Consider the following 15,984-nt stretch of genomic DNA (forward strand, 5'->3'; position numbering starts at 1 on the left):
CGACGACCTACGGCGTCACTGTCGAGGGAGCGATCTTTGCAGGGATGCCGGTGTTCTCGTCCACGTGGTAGCTCGCACAGACACGGTGGTAGCCGTCGGCGATCTGCGCCGGTACTCCGGCGCGGAAGTCTCCCTGCACCAGCAGGATCGGAGACAGCGCGATCCCCTTGCGGATCTTCAACAGGTCGGCAGCAACGTGCGGGTTGTCGACCGGGAGCAGGGGTAGCCCGGCGGCCCGCAGGATGTCCTTGGCCTTCTTCGAGACCAGCGTCGCCGTCTTGAGGGCGTACACGAGAGCTTGGACCTGAACCGGTGTCGCGCCCAACTGGAGGTAATCGCGGGCCGCCGGGTAGTCGTGCTCGTCCGGCAGGTCCTTCCAGAGAACGGCAGGAGCCTTCTCGGCTACCTTCGGCTCTGCTGTCTTGGGAGCCTTCGGCTGGGCTGTCTTGGGAGCCTTCGGCTGGGCTGCCTTCGACGTTTTGCTCTTGGCCATCTGTGCTGTTTCCTTCAGTGTCGGTCCGCGAGTGGAGCTGGTGCAGAAATCGTGCACTATCAGCGCCGCAGGCACCACATCGGAGCTGTTTGGCCCCCTAGGCGGCGGGTAATCAGCAGACTGCGGGGGAACGAGCAGGAGGCGAAGCAATGAAGCGGATTCTCGCAGTGCTCGCAGCGCTGATCCTGGCGGTGTTCGCACTGACCGCGTGCAGTGACAACAACGATTCGTCGGACAACGATTCGGCCGATCACGACGGCATGGCGATGACCAGCATGGCGATGACCAGCATGCCGACCAGTATGTCGATGCCGAGTATGCCTCTGGGTATGTCGACGCCGGGAGCGTCGTCGATGGGAATCGTGATCAGCGGTTTCGGATATTCGACGCCGGAGTCGGTGATGCCCGGACAGGTACTGACCATTCAGAACAACGACACCGTCGAGCACTCGGTCACGTCCGATACCTCAGGGTTGTTCAACGAGGACATCGAAGCGGGTGAGACGGAAACCATCACGGTGCCGAACGAGCCTGGAACGTACACGTTCCACTGCACCTACCACCCGAGTATGCGCGGCACCTTGACGGTCAAGTAGAGGTCGTCCCCGTCCGGCGTAGCTTTTGCTGCGGAAACTTCGGCGGCGCGCACCCGATCAGGCTGGTGGAGAACAGATCCGGGTGTACGGTTTTCAGGTGCGCCGGAGAATTGCGATCAGTGTCGTCACGCTCGTGGTTTGTGCCCTCGGCTTTTCGCCGCCGGCGCTCGCGGATCCACCGAACGGCTCGTATTCGTCACAGCTGCTGTACTTCTCGGTCGATGTCGGGCCTGAACTCTCGACGCCCTGCACCGTCGTCGGTGAACTTTTTGTTCCCGACGGCGTCGATGCGGACAACCCAGCGCCCGCGATCCTGACCACCAACGGGTTTGGTGGTTCGTACAAGGACCAGATTCCCGCGCTGCAGAACTTCGCCGAGAACGGGTATGTCGGACTGACGTATTCGGGATTGGGTTTCGGTGGCTCGAGTTGCAAGATCACACTCGACTCTCCCGCGTACGACGGCGTCGCCGCCTCCCAGTTGGTCAGCTTCCTCGGCGGCCAAGAAGGGATTGCCTTCACGGATCAGGCTCTGACGCAACCCTATCCGGCGCTCACCGCGGTGGTACAGGACTCCGTCGATCACACCGGTGCACCGTCGACGAACGACCCGCGGGTCGGAATGACGGGTGGCTCCTACGGCGGCGGCATTCAATTCGCCGCCGCGAGTGTCGATCCCCGTATCGACACGATCATCCCCATGATCACCTGGAACGATCTCTCGTATTCTCTGGCGCCCAACAGCACGGGAATCATCTCCGGTGTGTCGACAGCGGAGCCGGGAGCAACGAAGGTGCTCTTTGCATCGCTGCTCTTCGGCGCGGGCATCGCGAATCCCGGTGTGGACGGCTACATCGCGGATCCCGCACGGCTACCCGGCTGCCCGAACTACGTCCCCTACATGTGCAACGCGATCGCCGAGGCGGTCGTGACCGGCGACATCGGACCGCAGGTAGTGAGTGAGCTCCGAGCGTCGTCGGTCTCGTCGTTCGTCGACCGGATCAACATTCCGGTACTGCTTGCTCAGGGACAACAGGACACCCTGTTCGATCTGAACGAGGCAACCGCGACTTACGACGCGCTGAAGGATCGTGGCGTCGATGCCAAGATGATCTGGCATTCGTGGGGGCACAGCCACTTGGCCGCTGCGCCCGGCGAATTCAGCTTTTCCGCTCCCGACGAAGACGCGCAATACGAAACCGGTCGCTTCATGGACTGGTTCGATCACTACCTCAAGGACGAGAACACGGAGACGGGACCGGAATTCGCGTATTTCCGTAACTGGATCGACTACGAGGGAAACGCGGCGCCGGCATACGCGACGTCCGACACCGTCGATGTCGGGACCGCCCGCGCCTTCCATCTGTCCGCTGACGGGGGACTGCTGCCGGACGGCACGCCGGTGATACCTGGTCCGAAGACGATCGTCACGGCACCGGGTGGGCTGCCGACAGGCGTCGAGCCGCTCAATATCAATCCGGCCGGAAACATTCCGAATGCACAGATTCCGGGAACCGAGGCGCTCTGGACCACTGCGCCGATGACCGAGGCGATGGACGTGGTGGGAGCTCCCACTGTGACGCTGCGTGTTGCGGCGCCCGGACAGCCGGTGGTGTTCGCGAAACTCTACGACGTGGCCCCGGACGGAACTTCCTCGCTGATCAACGGACTGATTGCGCCCATACGCATCAGTGATCCGTCCCAGCCGGTCCCGGTGACGATGCCGGCGATAGTGCATCGATTCGAGCCAGGGCATTCCGTGCGTCTCGCGATCACCGGTGGCGACATCAGTTTCCGTGGGGGACTGCAAGGTATGCCGGTGACGATCTTTGCCGACGGTTCCGGCCCCCTCGAACTTCCCGTCGTGAGCTGAAACACCGTGGGCTGAATTTCAGCGAGAAATGGTTCGACTGTCGCCGCGGAACTCGGCCACGACGGTGTTGCCGTTGCGAACGGTCACGTCGTAGATCCCACTTCGACCGCCTCGTGCCTTCTCGGTGGCGACCGCGGTCAAGGTGTCGCCCAGACGGGTCGGACGTAGAAATCGGATGTCCGCGCGCGCTGCAACGGCTGAATCCTCGTAGCCGTTGCAGGCGAGCGCAAACGCGGTGTCCGCGAGCAGGAAAACATAACCACCGTGTGTGATTCCGTGACCGTTCACCATGGTTTCGCCCACGGTGACGGTCACGGTTGCGCTACCGGGCGCCAGCTCGGAAATCTCGATACCGAGTGCCTGCGACGCCTGGTCCGCGTCGAACATCTCTCTGGCGGTGATGCTTCCTGTGCTCACGAGACAAACTCCTGTGGGATCGGAGAATTGCAGGGGTCTAGAGGACCGAGACAACTTCCTGGACGTACATGTCGACTGTGCCGGTGGCAAAGTTTGCGACATCTTTTCCTGCGGCGCCCATCTCCGGGGACTTCAGGCCGCTCTGCATCGTCTCGAGATCGGGAAACACCAGGTTGGCGACGGCGTAGAAGACTGGATCGGAGCCGTCAAGCGTCGAGCACTTGCTGAACGTGAAGTCCGAGAGTCCTGGCACTGCGCTGGCGAGCGGGACGTGGATCTCGTTGTAGTACTTGTCGAAAGCCTCCGGATCGGTGGGGCGTCCGTAACATACTGCTACTCGATAGGTCATGTGCTTTCAATTCCCTTCGGGGCGAGTCTTGGCTACCAGAGTCAGGACGTCGTATGTCGCGACCGGATCGTTGTCCTGGTTCGTCACCACGGCATCCCAACGAACCTCACCGTAGTCGGCGCTGCTGCGAGGTGTGATGGTCTTGGCTGTGAGGGTGACCGTCAGGCTGTCTTCGGCTTTCACCGGGGTCAGGAACCTGAGGCTGTCCACGCCGAAGTTCGCGAGAACCGGGCCGGTAGCCGGGTCGACGAACAGACCGGCAGCGAGTGAGACAACCAGATAGCCGTGTGCGACGATGCCGCCGAACAGCGGGTTCGCCGCTGCGGCCACCGGATCGGTGTGTGCGTAGAAGGTGTCACCGGTGAACTCTGCAAAATGATCGATGTCTGCGAGTGTGACCTGGCGCGGACCGCCGACAACGGTGTCGCCGATCTTCAACTCGGCGAGACTCTTTCGGAATGGATGTTCGGATCCGGTCGTGCGCGCTGACCCGGTGAACCAGCGCTCGCCGACCGCGGTGAGCACGTCGGGTGTGCCCTGCACGGCCGTCCGCTGCATGTGGTGTAGAACTCCGCGGATGCCACCCAGCTCCTCACCGCCGCCGGCACGGCCCGGACCGCCGTGTACGAGGACTGGAAGGGGAGAGCCGTGGCCGGTGGATTCCTTGGCATCGTCGCGGTTCAGGACGAGCACTCTGCCGTGAAAAGCTGCGAGGCCCAGCACCAGTCGACGTGCGATGTCGGTGTCGGCAGTGACCACCGAGGCGACGAGGCTTCCCTCGCCACGGGCCGCGAGTTCGATCGCATGATCGATGCCGTCGTATCCGATGACGGTGCTGACGGGTCCGAAGGCCTCCAGCTCGTGTACCTCGTGCGCATTCTCTTCCGCCCGGAGAAGGACAGGGGAAAGGAAGGCCCCTGACTGGCCGTCGGCACCGACCACGTCGACGTTGTCCGGGTCTCCGAATACGATAGTTGCCGACTTCGTCAGACCGCGAATGGATTTCAAGACTTCATCGCGCTGCTCGATGCTGGCGAGCGCACCCATCGTGACGCCGTCGGCATCGGGGTGTCCCACGACCACTTTGTTCAGTCGCTCGGATGCGGCATCGACAACGGCGTCGACCAGCGAGACCGGCACCAGGGCGCGCCGGATCGCCGTGCACTTCTGACCCGCCTTGACTGTCATTTCGGTGGCGAGTTGTTTGACGTACAAATCGAATTCGGGCGTTCCTGGTACGGCGTCCTCGCCAAGGATCGACGCGTTGAGTGAATCGGCCTCGGCATTGAAATGGACGCCCTTGCCGACGACGTTCGGGTGAGCACGCAGCGTTGCGGCGGTGTCGGCGGATCCGGTGAATGCCACTGAGTCCTGCCCGCCGAGGTGATCGAGGAGGCCCCGTGCACTACCGGAGAGCAGTTGGACGGAACCCTCCGGGAGCAAGCCTGATTCGATGATGCGCCGGAAGACGAGTTCGGTGAGATATGCCGTGGAACTGGCAGGTTTGACGATGGACGGCACACCCGCGATGAATGCCGGTGCCAGCTTCTCCAGGAACCCCCACACCGGGAAATTGAAGGCGTTGATCTGTACGGCGACGCCGCGGCGTGACGTATAGATGTGTTGCCCGAGGAAAGTTCCGCCCTTGCCCAGAGCTTCGACGTTTCCATCCAGAAAGACTGTGCTGTCGGGCAATTCGCGCCGAGCCTTGCTTGCGTAGCTCAGCAGGGTTCCGAATCCACCGTCGATGTCCACGCCGGAATCTCGCGTCGTCGCGCCGGTGGCAGTGGAGAGTGCGTAGAACTCGGCTTTTCCTGCCATCAACGTGAGGGCGAGAGCCTTGAGCGCGCCGGCACGTTCATGGAAGGTCATCGCAGACAGTGCAGGCCCGCCGACCTCGCGTGCGTACGTAACCATCTCGGCGAGGTCGACGCCGGTTGCGGAGATCCGGGCCACCTCCGATCCGTCCACTGCGCTCGGCAACGGGGTACCTGCGTCCGGTGCGGCGTACCAGCGACCGGCTACATAGCTTTCCAACAGTCTGCTCACGACAACTCCATCTCACCGTACGTTCGGTCGGTAATTACGATCGCCCGGTAACGCCGCGTTGTCAAGGATTCGGCAGAACTGCCTGGAATCAGGCCTTGCGAAGTCCGTCGAAAGTGACGGCGACGACCGCGTCGGCAATGTCGGAGACGGACTCGCCCGCTCGGGGTTTGTACCACTCGATCAGTGAGTTGACGGTGCCGAACATCAGCTTGCTGGCGAGGGCCGGTTCGATGTCCGGGCGCAGGTCTCCCTCCGCTGCGGCGGACGAGACGAGGCCTCCGACGAAGTTGTCGAATTCGCGTCGACGGGCGAGTGCGGCCCGCTCGACCGTCGTGTTGCCGCGGACGCGCAGGAGCAGGGTGACGTACGGAAGCTCTGCGACCAGCACCTCTACGCTGCGCCGGACCAGGTATTCGAGCCGGTCGATGTACGGACCGGTGGTGGCGCCTTCTTCGGTCGTGACCGCAAACAGGGCGTTGAGTGCACGCGAAAGTGCGAGTTCGAGAAGTTCCGACTTGCCGGACACGTGGTGGTAGATCGAGGACTTCGTGATGCCGAGCTTCTTGGCGAGCACCTCCATGCTGGCGCCGTCGTAGCCCTTGTCGTTGAACACCTTTACAGCCACGGCTAAGAGCGAATCGAGGTCGTAGCCGGGACGTCCGGGGAGGCCGGTGCGTCGAGTGGGGCGTGCCGTAGTCATGCCCCCATCTTCTCAGTTCGGGCAAAGCTGTGCACCAACCTCGTTTTCACTCTTGCCAAACGACCGAATGTTCGGTTATTAATGTAAGAGAGCGAGAAGGAGCGAATGTGAACACCCTGCACGTGGACGAGCGCGAGGATCGCGTCGTGGTCACCCTCGACAGGCCCGCGCAACGCAACGCGATCAACGCGGAAATGATCGACGAACTGCATCAGGTTTGTGGACGCCTCGAACGGGATCCGAAGCTGCTCCTGCTTGCCGGGCGCGGAGACCACTTCGCGGGCGGCGCTGACATCGCGGAGCTCCGAGCGCGCGGACGAGAGGAAGCGTTTGCGGGTATCAACCGGACCCTGTTCGACCGTATCGGAAAGCTCCCGCTGCCCACCGTGGCCGCCGTGAGCGGCTATGCGCTCGGCGGCGGGGCAGAGTTGACCTACGCCTGTGACATTCGCGTCGCGACAACGACGGCGGTCTTCGGTAATCCCGAGCCCAATCTCGGCATAATGGCAGCCGCCGGCGCCAGCTATCGGCTGCCGAAGCTCGTCGGAGTCTCGATCGCGAAGCAAGTGCTCCTCGGTGCCAGGAACCTCGACGCCGAGCAGGCGCTACGAGCGGGCCTGGTCGTCGAGGTGACCGAACCGAACTGCCATGTCGATGCAGCGCATCGGCTGCTCGACCGTATTTCCCGACTGTCCCCGCTGGCACTGCGATTGACGAAGATCATTGTCGACGCGCCGGGATCGCATCCGTTTGCCGACGACATCGCCCAAGCTGTCCTGTTCGAGAGTTCGGACAAGCACGATCGCATGACGGCCTTCCTGGAGAAGAAATCATGACTGAAGCAGTTGCACCGAAGACCGTCGGAGTCATCGGCGGTGGACGTATGGGTGCAGGTATCGCCCAGGTGTTCGCCGGTCTCGGCGGGGCGGTCACCATCGCGGAGAGCGGCGACGCCGAGGCAGCGTTACAGCGTGTTTCCGCCGGCCTCGACCGCGCCCACGAGCGAGGGAAACTCGGCGACCAGGATCCCGCGACGGTCCTCGCGCGCGTGAGCGTCGTAGGCGCAGTGAGCTCCTTACCCCCGTCGCTCGACCTGATCGTCGAGGCGGTCCCGGAAATTGCGGCCCTCAAGGTCGAGGTGCTCGCCGCTGCGGAAACCGTTGCCGGAGAACGCACCGTGATCGCCAGCAACACCAGTTCCATGTCGATCGCCGAACTCGGCGCAGCGCTGACGGATCCGAGCCGGTTCATCGGTATGCACTTCTTCAATCCAGTCCCGGCGTCGCTGTTGGTCGAGATCGTCCGGGCGCCTCAGACCCGCCCCGCGGTTGTCGACTCGGTACGGGCATGGGTGTCGATGCTCGGCAAGGCCGAGGTGCTCGTCAACGACTCACCTGGTTTTGCAACCAGCCGGCTTGGCGTCGGTCTCGGGCTCGAAGCCATCCGCATGCTCGAAGAAGGTGTGGCGGACGCGGAATCGATCGACCGGGCCATGGAATTGGGGTACCGGCATCCGATGGGGCCGCTTCGTTCGACAGATCTGGTCGGGTTGGATGTGCGCCTGGCGATCGCCGAACACCTCGCGAGCACTCTCGGTGATCGATTTACTCCTCCAGCATTGCTGCGAGAGAAGGTGGCTCGCGGCGAGTTGGGGCGCAAGACGGGACAGGGTTTTCACACATGGAGCTGAACCGAACTGCCTGCGAAAGGAACATCGATGACTGACGTGATCCGCTTGGAGATCGAGCGAGGTTTGGCGACAATTACTCTCGACCGACCTGAGGCCGCCAATGCCGTTAACGGCGACATGAAGTCTCAGCTGCTCGAAACGTTGCTGCAGGTCCGCGCGGACGCAGAGGTTCGAGCGGTGTTGATTCTCGCCGAAGGCAAGAACTTCTGCGTCGGTCAGGATCTGGGCGAGCACGCCGCAGCGTTGGATGCTGATCCGGCGCACGCGATGGATACCGTCGCAGCGCACTACAACCCCATCGTCACGGCGCTGTCGACGCTCTCTGTCCCGGTAGTGGTGGGTATCGGCGGGGCCTGCGTCGGAGCCGGGTTGGGGATCGCGTTGGCCGGAGACATCCGTGTCGTGGGGGCTCGCGCGAGCTTTGCGACGGCATTCACCGGCATCGGTCTGGCCAGTGACTCCGGGCTCAGTCATGCGCTCGTGCACGCGCTCGGACCCAGCCGTGCCAGTGGCCTGATGTTGCTCGGCGACAAGTTCGACGCGCAGAGCGCACTGGAGTGGGGCTTGGTTCATCGCGTGGTGGCCGACGAGGACGTCGCAGCTGAGGCTCGGGTACTTGCCCGTCGACTTGCCGACGGACCCACCGCGGCCTTCGCCCACGTGAAATCGCTGATCCGTGCCGTTGCTCCTGGGCTTTCCCAGACGCTGGAGGCCGAGGCGAACGCACAGGTGGAGCTGGGTTCGACGGCAGATCATCAAGGCGCAGTCACGGCTTTCCTGTCGAAGCAGAAGCCGGTTTTCGAGGGCCGCTGATTTCTGGTGCGTCGAAAGATTCTCTTGTGCGCTGGGACACCTCGGTGCATACTAGTTACCAACCGATCATTCGGTAATAAAAGGTAGGTACGATGACCAACGTGGAAGCTCCACAAGACCTGCAGAACCTGTTCGACGAGACGATCGCGGCAGACCAGCGCATCGAGCCTCGCGACTGGATGCCGGACGGCTACCGCAAGACTCTGATTCGTCAGGTTGCCCAGCATGCGCACTCCGAGATCATCGGAATGCAGCCCGAGGGAAACTGGCTCACCCGTGCGCCTTCGTTGCGACGCAAGGCGATCTTGATGGCGAAGGTCCAGGACGAGGCCGGGCACGGTCTGTATCTCTACTCCGCGGCCGAGACGCTCGGTGCCGATCGTGGCGATCTGACCACCAAACTGATCGAGGGAAAGCAGAAGTACTCCTCGATCTTCAACTATCCGACGCTGACCTACGCCGACGTGGGTGTGATCGGCTGGCTTGTCGACGGAGCCGCTATCTGCAATCAGGTTCCGCTGTGCCGCAGCTCCTTCGGGCCGTATGCGCGCGCGATGATCCGTGTGTGCAAGGAGGAATCGTTCCATCAGCGGCAAGGCTTCGAGTTGTTGGCGACAATGATGCGCGGCACGGAAGCTCAACGTGCGATGGTGCAGGAAGCCGTCGACCGATGGTGGTGGCCCGCTCTGATGATGTTCGGACCGCCGGACGACGAATCGCCGAACACCGAGCAGTCGATGAAGTGGCGCATCAAGCGGCACACGAACGACGAACTGCGGCAGCGATTCGTGGACATGTCGATACCGCAGGCCGAGATACTCGGTGTGACCTTCCCTGATCCCGACCTGCGCTGGAACCCCGAGCGTGGCGCACACGATTTCGGCGAGCCGGACTGGAGCGAATTCATGGATGTGGTCCGCGGCAACGGAGCGGCGAGCGTCGAGCGGATCACCAATCGGAAAGCCGCACACGACAACGGGGCCTGGGTTCGCGACGCCGCCTACGCCTTTGCACAGCGCGAGAGACTCGCGCACGATCGCACGACTGGGGAAACATCATGAGCGAGAACGATCAGGTACAGGGCGATCAGGTGCGGGGCGAATGGCCTTTGTACGAGGTATTTCTGAGGGGAAAGCGCGGACTGAACCACGTGCATGTCGGATCCCTGCGCGCGGCAGACGACCAGATGGCGCTACGCCACGCGCGCGACGTCTACACCAGACGTAACGAAGGCGTGAGTATCTGGGTCGTGCCATCCGCGAAAATCGTGGCTTCGAGTCCGGCAGAAAAGGATCCGTTCTTCGCGCCGAGCGGCGACAAGGTCTACCGGCACCCGACTTTCTACGACATTCCGGACTCCGTTCCGCACATGTGAGAATCACTTCGACTTCGAGGACCAACAGATGAACGATCACGACAGTGCCTACGACGGCCTGGTCGACGGTGACGGCCACGGTCAGTGGGCGTTCGGAACAAGCTTCGACGACCCCCTCGCCGGAGTCGACACCACGGTGCCAGGCGATGTCGATCTCGGTGCGCTGGCGCGCTACTGCCTCATGCTTGGCGACGACGCGCTCGTCAGTTCGCAACGACTCGCCGAATGGTCCACGCGAGCACCGGAACTCGAAGAAGAGGTAGCTCTCGCCAACGTCGGCCTGGACTTGATCGGGCAGGCCAGGCTGCTGCTGGCTCGCGCGGCAGCAGCCGATTCCACTGTGGTTCCGTTCATCTCGGATACGTCGCCGGTGCCGGCCGAAGATGCGCTCGCCTTCTTTCGTGATCAGTTCGGTTTCCGCAACGTGAGACTGGTGGAACTCGCCAACGGCGACTTCGCGCACACGGTCGTTCGGCTACTCGTGTTCTCGACCTGGCGGCTGGCGCTGTTCGATCGGCTGCGCACGTCGCGCGATCCGGTTCTCTCAGCTGTGGCGAACAAAGGTGTCAAGGAACTGACCTATCACCGCGACTACGCGGCAAGATGGGTCGTCACCTTGGGCGCCGGCACGGCAGAATCCAAGCGTCGGACGGCCGACGCTTTGCTCGAGATCTTCCCGTTCGTGGACGAACTCTTTGTTCCCACTCAGGACGAACTCGTTTTGGCAGAAGTTGGCGTCGGAGTGGATCCGCGTACTGTTCGGCCGGAGTTCGACGCTGTTCTTGCCCAGGTCCTCCATGCGGCCGAAATGGAAGAGCCGCCTTCACGTTTCTCCGGTTTCGTCGGAGGCCGCGGCGGACGTGCCGGACTGCACACCGGGGCGCTGGGACTTCTTCTTGCCGAAATGCAGAGCGTCGCTCGGGAGCACCCGGAAGGGGTGTGGTGACCGTGGCTGCCACCACCGTCTCTTCCGCGCAGGAGATCGTCGCCTCGGTGATGGATCCGGAGATGCCACTGCTTACTCTGGCCGACCTCGGCGTCATCCGATCGGTCGACGTCGAAGCGAACTTCGTCTGTGTGACAATCACTCCCACCTATTCCGGGTGTCCCGCAATGGCGACGATGCGAGACGACATCGAGCACAAGCTGAACGATGCGGGATACGGCAGCGTCCAGATCAAGACTCAACTGTCGCCGCCTTGGAGTTCGGATTGGATCAGCGAGGAGGGGCTCGCGAAACTTCGAACGGCTGGGTACTCGGTGCCGGGGGCAGCGCCGCGCCGCACCTCGGGGCCGATCGCATTGACCTTGACGGCCAAGCCCCGCGACATCCTCTGCCCCCAGTGCGGTTCGGCAAACACCAGACTGAGTTCGGAATTCGGTGCGACCCTGTGCAAAGCGCTGTATCGCTGCCTCGACTGCCTCGAGCCGTTCGATCACGTGAAGGAGATCTGAACAGATGAGTACCGCAACGACGAACCGGAACAAACCCTTTCACCCGTTGACGGTTGCCGGTGTCGAATCACTGTGCGACGACGCAGTTGCCGTCACCTTCGACGTGCCTGCCGATATCGCCGATCAATTCGATTTCGGCGCCGGGCAGTCACTGACACTGCGGCGGATGATCGACGGCGTCGAACACCGTCGTTCCTACTCGATCTGTGCACCGGTCGGGGCGTCTCCACGTGTGGGGGTTCGCGAAGTAGCAGACGGACTCTTCTCCACCTGGTTGGTGCGCGACGTCAAGGCCGGGGATCAAATCGACGTCCAGGGCCCCTCGGGCAATTTTGTCGCCGATCCGGCACTGGGTGGACGGCACGTTCTGATCGCGGCGGGCTCAGGCATCACGCCCATGCTTTCCATCGCTGCAACACTTTTGGCGAACCCCGAGGCCGACGTCACCCTGCTGTACGGGAACAGGCGTACTCGTTCGGTGATGTTCGCCGAAGAAATCGCCGACCTGAAGGACCGGTACGGTGCACGCCTGGACGTCATTCACATTCTCTCTCGCGAGCCGAGAGAGGTCGAGTTGTTCTCGGGCCGTCTCGACGCCGACAGGTTGCGTGAGATCTTCACCTCTCTCGTGCCGTACGACCAAGTCGACGGCTTCTGGTTGTGTGGCCCCTTCGGGATGGTCAACGACGCCCAGGAAGTGCTGGCCGGCTTGGGAATTGCCAAGGATCGCATCCATCACGAGCTGTTCTACGTCGACGACGTCGCTCCGCCGGTCGCAGTGCATCGTGAGCGCGGAATTGTCGGACCGAGCAGCCAGGTGACTATTACTCTCGACGGTCGATCGACCACCGCGACGTTGCCACGCGACCAGTCGATTCTCGATGCGGCCGAACAGTACCGCTCGGATCTGCCCTTCGCGTGCAAGGGCGGAGTGTGCGGAACCTGCCGCGCCAAGGTCACCTGCGGTGATATCGAGATGCGCAGGAACTACGCCCTCGAAGACTACGAAGTCGACGCGGGTTTCGTGCTGACCTGCCAGACCTTTCCTGTCGGTGAACAGATAACAGTCGATTTCGACGCCTGACCGCCCGCACAGCGCCCTCACTGAGCCCACCGGAGACAATCATGACCGAACTCGCCACAGCTACTTCGCAAGAAATCGAATTTGCCAGCCGGGACCGCATTTCGACGCTCCAACTCGAGCGGATGCAATGGTCACTGATGCACGCGTACACCAATGTTCCGCACTACCGCAAAGCTTTCGACGACGCCGGCGTCCACCCGAGCGACTTGAAGGATCTGAGCGATCTCGCGAAGTTCCCCTTCACCACCAAAGCGGATCTGCGTGAGAACTATCCGTTCAAGATGTTTGCGGTGCCCCAGGACAAGGTCTCGCGAATTCACGCGTCTTCGGGGACCACCGGTCGCCCGACGGTGGTGGGGTACACGAGCAACGACCTGAACAACTGGGCCGATCTCATCGCGCGCAGTCTCTCGGCCGGCGGGGTGCGGTCTTCGGACAAGGTGCACGTGGCTTACGGGTACGGTCTGTTCACCGGCGGGTTGGGAGCACACTACGGTGCGGAGCGTTTGGGCTGCACGGTCATTCCCATGTCCGGTGGCATGACCGAGCGGCAGATCCAACTGATCGAGGACTTCGAACCCGACGCGATCATGGTGACGCCGTCGTACATGTTGACCATCGTGGATGCGATGATCAAGAAGGGTATTGATCCTTCGAAAACCTCGCTGCGGGTTGGAGTTTTCGGAGCGGAGCCGTGGACCGAACAGATGCGTACCGAGCTGGAACAACAACTCGACATGCACGCCGTCGACATCTACGGGCTCTCCGAGATCATGGGCCCGGGCGTGGCAATGGAATGTGTGGAAACCAAAGACGGACTCCATATCTGGGAAGACCACTTCTACCCGGAGATCATCGACCCGGTCACGGGTGAGGTGCTGCCGGACGGAGAGGAAGGTGAGCTCGTTTTCACCTCGCTCACCAAGGAAGCGCTGCCTATCATTCGCTACCGGACCAGGGACCTGACCCGTCTGTTGCCCGGGACGGCGCGCTCGATGCGACGGATGCAGAAGGTCACCGGCCGGACCGACGACATGATCATCCTGCGTGGAGTCAATCTGTTCCCCACACAGATCGAAGAACTGATCCTGACCGTCCCCGCCCTCGCGCCTCAATTCCAGTGTGTGCTGGAGCGTCCGGGTCGTATGGACACCCTGACAGTTCGCGTCGAGGCTCGCCCCGACGCGGCAATCTCGGACCATGCGGCAGCGTCGTCTGCATTGCAGAAGCTGGTGAAGAACAAGATCGGTGTCACGGTCGAGGTGAACGTTCTCGAACCCGGCGGACTCGAACGCTCGATCGGTAAAGCGCGTCGGCTGATCGACCAACGTCCGAAGGACTGAAACTACTCCAGGGCCATGCGGGTGGCGAAGATTCCGAGAATGCCACCCGCAAGCCACTTCTGAGCCCGCATCCATACCGGACGTGCCACGAGGAAGGTCGACACGGCCGCCGCACAGCACACGATCAACGCGTTGACAGTGACTGCGACCAGGATCTGCACGCCGCCGAGTACGAGTGCCTGTTGCCAGACCGGGCCCGCAGTGGGATCGACGAACTGGGGGATCAGGGCCGCGTACATCAGCGCAATCTTGGGATTGAGCAGATTGGTGGTCAACCCCATCCCGAACAGACGGCCGCTACCGTGGCGGTCGACTTCGCCCACCTCGAAGGCGGACTTCCCACCTGGTCGAAGGGTCGACCAGGCGAGATAGGCCAGATACAGGGCGCCGCCGATTTTCACCGCGGTGAACACCGTGGGTACGGCGAAGAGAACCGCTGTCAGTCCAGCGCACGTGGCGGCGAGGTAGACCAGGAAACCGGTTGCGACTCCGCCGAGCGAGATCAAGCCTGCCCGGCGGCCCTGGCTGATGCTGCGTGACACCAGGTAGATCATGTTGGGGCCCGGTGTCAGAACCATCGCCAGGGCTATCAGCGCGACTCCCGTCATCGACGCTGACGTGATCATGTCGGTCTCCCACTACTCGGTACGTATGTTTCGTCGAGTACACAAGGGATTACCGTGGCGCGCCAAGGTCCAGTTCGCAGGCAGTGGTCCGCTCAGGTGTTGGCCCAGCTGTCGGGCCCGAATACCTCGTAGTGGATATTCTGTGCCGGGACGTCCCGTTCGAGCAACGATGCGCGCATCGCCAACATGAACGGCATCGGCCCGCAGAGGAAGGCTTGGGTATCGGGCTCCACTGCAATGTCTAGCAAATCCGCCCGTCCTTCGTGAACCGATCCGAACGCAACGTGCGTGCCGAGATCCTCGTACCAACGATGCAAAGTTGCGGCGGGAATCTTGTCGACGAGTGTGCTGAGTTCTGCTCGGTGAGCATGATCCGCGATGGATCGATCAGCATGAATGACAGAGACCGAACGCTCGGCGCCGGTGTCCACGAGATGATTGAGCATCCCGATCATCGGTGTGCAACCGATTCCGGCCGACGCGAGTAGGAGAGGTGAGTTGTCATCCGGCATGGTGAGATCACCGAAAGGCGTGGTGACGGAGAGTTCCTGCCCTTCGAATACGTTGTTGTAGAGGAAGTTCGACACCTCGCCATCAGGAGTCCCGGAGATTCGCTTGACGCTGATCCGCCAGTCTGCGCTGCTCGGTATCGAACACAGGCTGTATTGGCGGATCTGGCGAGCGCCGTCGGGCAGCGTAACCCCGACCGAAAGATACTGTCCGGGCGCGAAGGTGGGGAGTGCACTGCCGTCTAGCGAAGTGAGCGTCAGTGAGACGGTATCGGCGGACTGTAGAACTCGTTCGCTGATCCTGACCGTGCGCCAGACGTCACCGGCGTCGACGCCGGCGAGTTGGTAGAGGCCACGCTCCATCGTGATGAGGGTTTCCGCCATCAGCCAGTAGACCTCGTCCCAGGCTGCTGCGACGTCGGGAGTGACTGCATCGCCTAGTATTTCGACGATCGCGGCAAAGAGGTGTTCGTGCACGATTGCGTACTGGTCGGGCGTGATTCCCAGCGACGCATGCTTGTGCGCGATGCGTGAGAGTATGAGATCGACCTTGGCGCTGTCCGGCTCGAGCTGAAGCGTCGCGAATGCCGCGATGGCGCCGGCGAGAGCCTT

Annotated in this window: 18 protein-coding genes; 11 read left to right on the top strand and 7 right to left on the bottom strand. The window is 62.4% G+C overall.

The annotated features are described in order from the left end of the window. Window positions 1–7 precede the first annotated feature (7 nt). Window positions 8–370: a hypothetical protein gene (locus B0E55_RS20420; protein WP_080910364.1), complete on the bottom strand. Its 363-nt coding sequence runs from the start codon at window positions 368–370 to the stop codon at window positions 8–10. Window positions 371–642: 272 nt separating this feature from the next. Here B0E55_RS20420 and B0E55_RS20425 point away from each other — a divergent pair, with 272 nt between their 5' ends. Together B0E55_RS20425 and B0E55_RS20430 are read left to right on the top strand one after the other, a co-directional pair. Continuing rightward, window positions 643–1,089 (top strand): cupredoxin domain-containing protein, encoded by a 447-nt coding sequence (locus tag B0E55_RS20425; protein ID WP_080910340.1) that lies wholly within the window; start codon window positions 643–645, stop codon window positions 1,087–1,089. Between the two features lie 82 nt (window positions 1,090–1,171). Beyond that, the gene (locus B0E55_RS20430) at window positions 1,172–2,962 is read left to right on the top strand and encodes a CocE/NonD family hydrolase (protein WP_080910341.1); all 1,791 of its coding nucleotides are present in this window, start codon (window positions 1,172–1,174) and stop codon (window positions 2,960–2,962) included. Window positions 2,963–2,980: 18 nt separating this feature from the next. Here B0E55_RS20430 and paaI read toward each other — a convergent pair whose 3' ends face one another. The 4 genes from paaI to B0E55_RS20450 all read right to left on the bottom strand — a co-directional run bounded on the left by paaI (window position 2,981) and on the right by B0E55_RS20450 (window position 6,477). Then, entirely contained in the window at window positions 2,981–3,349 is a 369-nt protein-coding gene (gene paaI, locus B0E55_RS20435) for a hydroxyphenylacetyl-CoA thioesterase PaaI (RefSeq protein ID WP_176450532.1), read from the bottom strand. 67 nt (window positions 3,350–3,416) lie between these two features. Next, entirely contained in the window at window positions 3,417–3,728 is a 312-nt protein-coding gene (locus B0E55_RS20440; protein WP_003943191.1) for an EthD family reductase, read from the bottom strand. 6 nt (window positions 3,729–3,734) lie between these two features. Continuing rightward, window positions 3,735–5,777, bottom strand: a complete 2,043-nt coding sequence (paaZ, locus tag B0E55_RS20445) for a phenylacetic acid degradation bifunctional protein PaaZ (RefSeq protein WP_080910343.1) — start codon at window positions 5,775–5,777, stop codon at window positions 3,735–3,737. A gap of 88 nt (window positions 5,778–5,865) precedes the next feature. Next, window positions 5,866–6,477, bottom strand: coding sequence for a TetR/AcrR family transcriptional regulator (locus tag B0E55_RS20450; protein WP_019745762.1), 612 nt, complete (start codon window positions 6,475–6,477; stop codon window positions 5,866–5,868). Window positions 6,478–6,584: 107 nt separating this feature from the next. On the opposite strand from B0E55_RS20450, the gene B0E55_RS20455 reads away from it, so the two are divergent. The 9 genes from B0E55_RS20455 to paaK all read left to right on the top strand — a co-directional run bounded on the left by B0E55_RS20455 (window position 6,585) and on the right by paaK (window position 14,237). Continuing rightward, entirely contained in the window at window positions 6,585–7,313 is a 729-nt protein-coding gene (locus tag B0E55_RS20455) for an enoyl-CoA hydratase/isomerase family protein (RefSeq protein WP_029537162.1), read from the top strand. Further along, window positions 7,310–8,167 (top strand): 3-hydroxyacyl-CoA dehydrogenase family protein, encoded by an 858-nt coding sequence (locus tag B0E55_RS20460; protein WP_080910344.1) that lies wholly within the window; start codon window positions 7,310–7,312, stop codon window positions 8,165–8,167. The genes B0E55_RS20455 and B0E55_RS20460 overlap by 4 nt, the downstream gene beginning before the upstream one ends. 27 nt (window positions 8,168–8,194) lie before the next feature. Next, window positions 8,195–8,980, top strand: a complete 786-nt coding sequence (locus B0E55_RS20465; protein WP_080910345.1) for an enoyl-CoA hydratase/isomerase family protein — start codon at window positions 8,195–8,197, stop codon at window positions 8,978–8,980. Between the two features lie 92 nt (window positions 8,981–9,072). Next, window positions 9,073–10,041 (top strand): 1,2-phenylacetyl-CoA epoxidase subunit PaaA, encoded by a 969-nt coding sequence (paaA, locus tag B0E55_RS20470; protein ID WP_007730621.1) that lies wholly within the window; start codon window positions 9,073–9,075, stop codon window positions 10,039–10,041. Further along, window positions 10,038–10,355: a 1,2-phenylacetyl-CoA epoxidase subunit PaaB gene (paaB, locus tag B0E55_RS20475; RefSeq protein ID WP_020909477.1), complete on the top strand. Its 318-nt coding sequence runs from the start codon at window positions 10,038–10,040 to the stop codon at window positions 10,353–10,355. Before paaA ends, paaB begins: the two co-directional genes overlap by 4 nt. Window positions 10,356–10,383: 28 nt before the next feature. Beyond that, window positions 10,384–11,301: a 1,2-phenylacetyl-CoA epoxidase subunit PaaC gene (gene paaC, locus B0E55_RS20480; RefSeq protein WP_080910346.1), complete on the top strand. Its 918-nt coding sequence runs from the start codon at window positions 10,384–10,386 to the stop codon at window positions 11,299–11,301. A 50-nt stretch (window positions 11,302–11,351) separates the two neighbouring features. After that, window positions 11,352–11,810, top strand: coding sequence for a 1,2-phenylacetyl-CoA epoxidase subunit PaaD (gene paaD, locus B0E55_RS20485; RefSeq protein WP_044480149.1), 459 nt, complete (start codon window positions 11,352–11,354; stop codon window positions 11,808–11,810). A 4-nt stretch (window positions 11,811–11,814) separates the two neighbouring features. Continuing rightward, entirely contained in the window at window positions 11,815–12,894 is a 1,080-nt protein-coding gene (gene paaE / locus B0E55_RS20490) for a 1,2-phenylacetyl-CoA epoxidase subunit PaaE (protein ID WP_080910347.1), read from the top strand. 41 nt (window positions 12,895–12,935) lie between these two features. Continuing rightward, on the top strand, window positions 12,936–14,237 hold the full coding sequence (gene paaK / locus B0E55_RS20495) for a phenylacetate--CoA ligase PaaK (protein WP_019745754.1): 1,302 nt from the start codon (window positions 12,936–12,938) through the stop codon (window positions 14,235–14,237). Window positions 14,238–14,239: 2 nt separating this feature from the next. Here the strand turns inward: paaK and B0E55_RS20500 are convergent, their stop codons facing one another. Then, window positions 14,240–14,863: a LysE family translocator gene (locus B0E55_RS20500; protein WP_019745753.1), complete on the bottom strand. Its 624-nt coding sequence runs from the start codon at window positions 14,861–14,863 to the stop codon at window positions 14,240–14,242. A gap of 92 nt (window positions 14,864–14,955) precedes the next feature. Beyond that, window positions 14,956–15,984, bottom strand: a 1,029-nt coding sequence (locus B0E55_RS20505) for a globin domain-containing protein (RefSeq protein WP_080910348.1), incomplete at its 5' end; no start/stop codon positions are given.

It is taken from the genome of Rhodococcus sp. 66b, assembly GCF_002076325.1.
Classification (GTDB): domain Bacteria; phylum Actinomycetota; class Actinomycetes; order Mycobacteriales; family Mycobacteriaceae; genus Rhodococcus_F; species Rhodococcus_F erythropolis.